The sequence below is a fragment of the Kluyvera sp. Awk 3 genome, from assembly GCF_028069715.1.
GTDB lineage: Bacteria > Pseudomonadota > Gammaproteobacteria > Enterobacterales > Enterobacteriaceae > Kluyvera > Kluyvera georgiana_A.
This window is the reverse complement of sequence record NZ_JANEWH010000222.1, coordinates 1-4,354: the sequence shown is the minus strand read 5'-3', so window position 1 is coordinate 4,354 and position 4,354 is coordinate 1. Positions and strand designations below refer to the sequence as shown.

Below are 4,354 nucleotides of genomic sequence, written 5' to 3'. Positions count from 1 at the left end.
ATTATGCAAATGACAAATTAAGCATCGATTATCTGGCACAAAAATTTAATATTCAGAAACGCATGCTGGAACGTAAAGTCCAATCGATTACCGCCCTGACGCCAAATGACTACATTACTCACGTGCGTTTGTGTCATGCGATGAATTTGTTGGTTACCTCCGAGCAATCTATTACCGATATCGCCTATCTGTGCGGTTTTAACGACAGTAACTACTTTTCCCATCGTTTTAAGCTTTTCTTCGGCATACCGCCGCGCACGGTGCGCAAATATGGTCTCTTCCCGCTGATCAGCCACCGCAGCGCGCTCCAGTCATAGACCGGAGCGCCGTTCATGGTTCAGATAAACAGGTTCTGATACTCGATCAACGCCAGCATCGCCATCGCCTGCCCATAAGGCATGGTGGTACGTTCAATATTGCGATAGTAGTCAAGATCCTTACCCATCCCTGTACCGAAAGAAACATTTGCCAGTTCACCCTGCGGGTTAATCTGCCGCATCACGCCTTCCGCTGCGGCAATCCCCGTCGCGAGAAAATGTTTATCGATATAGCGCAGACGTACCGCTTTCAGAATGCCATACGCAAAACCCGCCGAAGCCGACGATTCCAGATAAGAGTTCGGGTCATCCAGCAGCGTGTGCCATAACCCACTTTCTCTATCCTGCCGCTGCGCCAGAGCCGCTACCTGCCGCGTTAGCTGGCCCAGCAAGAACTCGCGCACCGGGTCGCCTTCCGGCAGGTCGAGCATCTCGATAAAGTCCGGGATGGCCACCGTCACCCAGCTGTTGCCGCGCCCCCAGAGCGCCTTAGCATAGTGATGGCGCCCCTCAAAGTTCCAGCCGTGATACCACAGCCCGGTCGGCGCATCGCACAGGTACTGCGAATGCAGCAGGAACTGACGCTTAGCCTCGTCCACCCACTGTGGACGATTGAGCACCAGCCCGGCCTTCGCCAACGGCATCACGCTCATCATCAGCGTATCGTCCCATAGTTGCTGATGATGCGCGAAATTGAAGGTCATATGCTGCAGGCCACCCAGCTCGGTACGCGGCATGTCATGCATCACCCAGTTGGCCCAGATGTCGATGTAACGCCGCCATGGCGAGTGGCCCGTCTCTTCATACAACGCGGCGAGCGTCAGCATTGGCGCCATAGTATTGACGTTTTTGGTCGGCGTGCCTTCGCGAAAACGGTCGGTAAACCACTGTTCGATGATTGCCATCCAGCGCGGGTTACGCGTCTGCAGCCAGTATTGCCACAGGCCATACAGACCGATGCCGTGAGTCCATTCCCAGCCGCCCCACCCTTTGGTATCGACCACCCGTCCATCCGCCAGCGTCATGAGAAATGCGCCGTTCTCATCACGAATATTCACCAGCGCGTCAATCAGCTTTTCCGTCATCTGCACCGTCTGTTCCGCGCTAAACTTCAGTTGCTCTCTGTCCATGAAAACCTCTTATTTCATCGGTGTATGTTTGCGCAGCGCGCGTTTGGCGGTGCGTTCGAACTCTTTGGCGGCGTCTTCAGCGCTGATTTTGCCGTAGTCAATCCGCTGGGTCAGATCCAGCCAGTACTGTTCGATTTCCGGGTTTTTAAAGTACGGCGAGACGTAGACGTTATCGGACGGCATGCTCTCCACCAGCTTAAGGCCGGTAATCACCGGATCGTCCGGCTGCGCCATCGTGTTTTTCATCACGTAGTCCGCCGCCGCTTTACTCACCGGGAAGCCTCTCTCCAGCCCCATCAGCGCGACGCCTTCCGGCTGGTTAAACATGTAATCCATCAGCATCGCCGCCTCTTTGGGATGCTTCGTGTTGCGGCTAATGGCGAATATCATCGACGGTTTGATAAATAACCCGGCATCCTTCGCCCCCGGCAGCAGCGGATATGGACCCACTTCCAGTTTTGCCGGTGGCGCCAGGGTATCTTCATACTTTGCGACTGCCGAACTCATCAGGTTAGAGCCGCCGAATTCACCGTTGATCCACGGCTTCATTTCAAACGGCTGCGCTTTACCAAACGACTGAATATACTTCTGACTTGGCAGGACGTGTTCGTTCACCAGCTTCTGATAGACGTTGACAAATTCCAGCCACTGCGCCTCGTTGTAGGTAAACTCCCCTTTTTCGTTGAGCATCGGCTGGTTGTACTTCTGCACCATCCACGAATTAATGAGTTCCATTGAAGTGGTGACGATAGCCGGATAGTAATTGTCGCCAAGCTTCTCTTTAAAGATCTTTCCGGCGGCGTACAGCTCATCCCAGGTTTTCGGATAGGCAAGCCCGACCTTTTTCCAGGTTTCGGTGTTGTAGTAGAGAATGGGCGCCACCAGCGAAACGGGCAGCCCCTGCACTTTGCCGTTCACCGTCACGGTCCCCAGCTTGCCCGCGTAGTTTTCCAGCCCGACCTCTTTGCTGAGCTGATTGAGATCGTAAAAGCCATCACCGGATCGTGAGAACACCTGTATCCAGCTCCAGTCAAGCTGCATGACATCCGGTTCATTTTTCCCTGCTATCTGGGTGGAGAGGCGTGAAACGAAACCATCCCAGCCGGTATATTCAGCCTTCACCTTAATGTTGGGATGCGCCTGCTCAAAGGCGCGAATGGTTTTCAGGGTATTCTGGTGACGCGAGTTCGCCCCCCACCAGGAGACGCGCAGGGTTACGCTGTCGCTATCTTCCGCCATTGCCGGCGCAATGCAAAATATGCCGCCGCAGGCCAGCAGCAACGAGAGTGCTATTTTTTTCATCATAAACGTCCTGTCAGCAGTACGGAGACATCCGCCAGGTACACGGCAGGTAATCCCTCGCGATCGGAGGTATAAAGTACGTGGCGCAGATCCGGGCTAAACGACGGGTGCGGATGACTTGCCTGACACTGGCCGTCAATCACTCGCCATGAGGTATCGTGGCGAACAATCCGCCGCGTTTGCTTCTCGCCCGGCGCAAACAGATAGAGCCAGGGGTCTGTCAATGCCGCATAACCGCCCTCGTCGGTGAGATCCACCGGCGTTCCGCAGCCGTCGCCCACCAGCAGCGAGCCATCAAAATTGCTCATCAGATGTGAACAAGCGGGCATCGGCATGACTTTTTCGCTCTGCGTGCTGCCCGCCAACGTCTGGCAGATATGGCGCTGATGCGTCTCTTTATGCAGGGAGACGAAAATAATGCGCGAACCGTCCGGCACCCAGAACTCATGGGTAAAGGTTTCCTCTTCGTCCTGGCTCACCGGCGCGGAAAGCCCCGTCTGGCGCTGATGCAACCAGATACGGTTGCGAATCAGATCGTGCGGTCCTTCATGACAGTACATGATGGTATCGGTATCGCCGGGGCGAAAACCGGGGTGTCCTAACCAGCGCGGCTCTTCAAACAGTTGTTCGCTGCGACCGGAAGCAAGGTCGATCACTTCACAGCGGGTGGTCGGGTTCATATGATACTGTCGCTGGAAATCGCTCCAGTCGTGCAACGGCAGGTAACTTTCTGCTGACAGCGACATGCCGATCATTTTGCGGCCACTGCTGTCGGGCGCCCAGGCACTGGTGCTTACCCACTGGGCAGGCAGTTGGTACAGTACCTGTTCCTGCAAGGTATCCAGCTCTACACGCACGATTTGCCGGTTGTGGCGCATAAAGATCAGCGCGCTATCGTCATCAGTGATAAACCCGTCAAAGCTATTATCGCCAGCCCCATCGGTGAGCTGGCGCAGCGTGCTCTGCTCAAGATCGAGCAGCCAGTAGTTCCAGTTGCCCTGTTCAACGCCGCCAATCAGCAGCTGTGTTCCTCCCTGTAAAAAGCACTTTTGATAGAAATAGTTGCGATGAAAAATGCGCCCCAGTGGCGTTAAGCGCATAACGCGAACGCCGGTCACCGGATCGGTTTCGGTGGTAAAAGTAAGCGGAGTGATATCACCCTTGGCCATAGTTTCCTCAATATCAGGCGTGGACGATGGGCTGACAGCTCAGAATGTCAGCGCGTCTGTGAAGCAGTCCTCCCAGACGCAGGCATCAGCATGCCAACGGCGTCAGGAAATAACCTTTGAAATAAGGACAAAATACGGCGACGAGTGACGCATTAATCAAGGTTGCAGCGTTATCATTAATAATCACAGGAATGCTCACATTCTTAAGCGATTAAATCCCATTCTTTGTATTTCCGACAAAAACAGGGTTGTGGCTGGTTATTTTATAAAGGTTTTAATGACGTCATAGATGATTAACTGTTCCGACACAGCTATCCACAAGAGTGAATAATATGAGGCTAACGTCTACTGCATCTATTCTGGTGATATTGCTCTCCACGGCAATATCACCGGCATGGGCCGTTAAGTTTGAACAACAACAAGATAAATATCTTAT

At 53.8% G+C, this 4,354-nt stretch carries 4 protein-coding genes; 1 reads left to right on the top strand and 3 read right to left on the bottom strand.

The annotated features are described in order from the left end of the window. The coding region (locus tag NNN71_RS23845) for a helix-turn-helix transcriptional regulator (RefSeq protein WP_271459508.1) at nucleotides 1-317 on the top strand (317 nt) is incomplete at its 5' end. 20 nt (nucleotides 318-337) lie between these two features. Here the strand turns inward: NNN71_RS23845 and bglB are convergent. From bglB to NNN71_RS23830, 3 genes are read right to left on the bottom strand one after another with little or no spacing between them, the layout of a single operon-like run. Further along, the gene (gene bglB / locus NNN71_RS23840) at nucleotides 338-1,447 is read right to left on the bottom strand and encodes a beta-galactosidase BglB (RefSeq protein ID WP_271459507.1); all 1,110 of its coding nucleotides are present in this window, start codon (nucleotides 1,445-1,447) and stop codon (nucleotides 338-340) included. A 9-nt stretch (nucleotides 1,448-1,456) separates the two neighbouring features. Next, nucleotides 1,457-2,749 (bottom strand): ABC transporter substrate-binding protein, encoded by a 1,293-nt coding sequence (locus NNN71_RS23835; RefSeq protein ID WP_191091028.1) that lies wholly within the window; start codon nucleotides 2,747-2,749, stop codon nucleotides 1,457-1,459. Next, the gene (locus tag NNN71_RS23830; RefSeq protein WP_271459506.1) at nucleotides 2,749-3,918 is read right to left on the bottom strand and encodes an oligogalacturonate lyase family protein; all 1,170 of its coding nucleotides are present in this window, start codon (nucleotides 3,916-3,918) and stop codon (nucleotides 2,749-2,751) included. The genes NNN71_RS23835 and NNN71_RS23830 overlap by 1 nt, the downstream gene beginning before the upstream one ends. Between the last annotated feature and the right edge of the window lie 436 nt (nucleotides 3,919-4,354).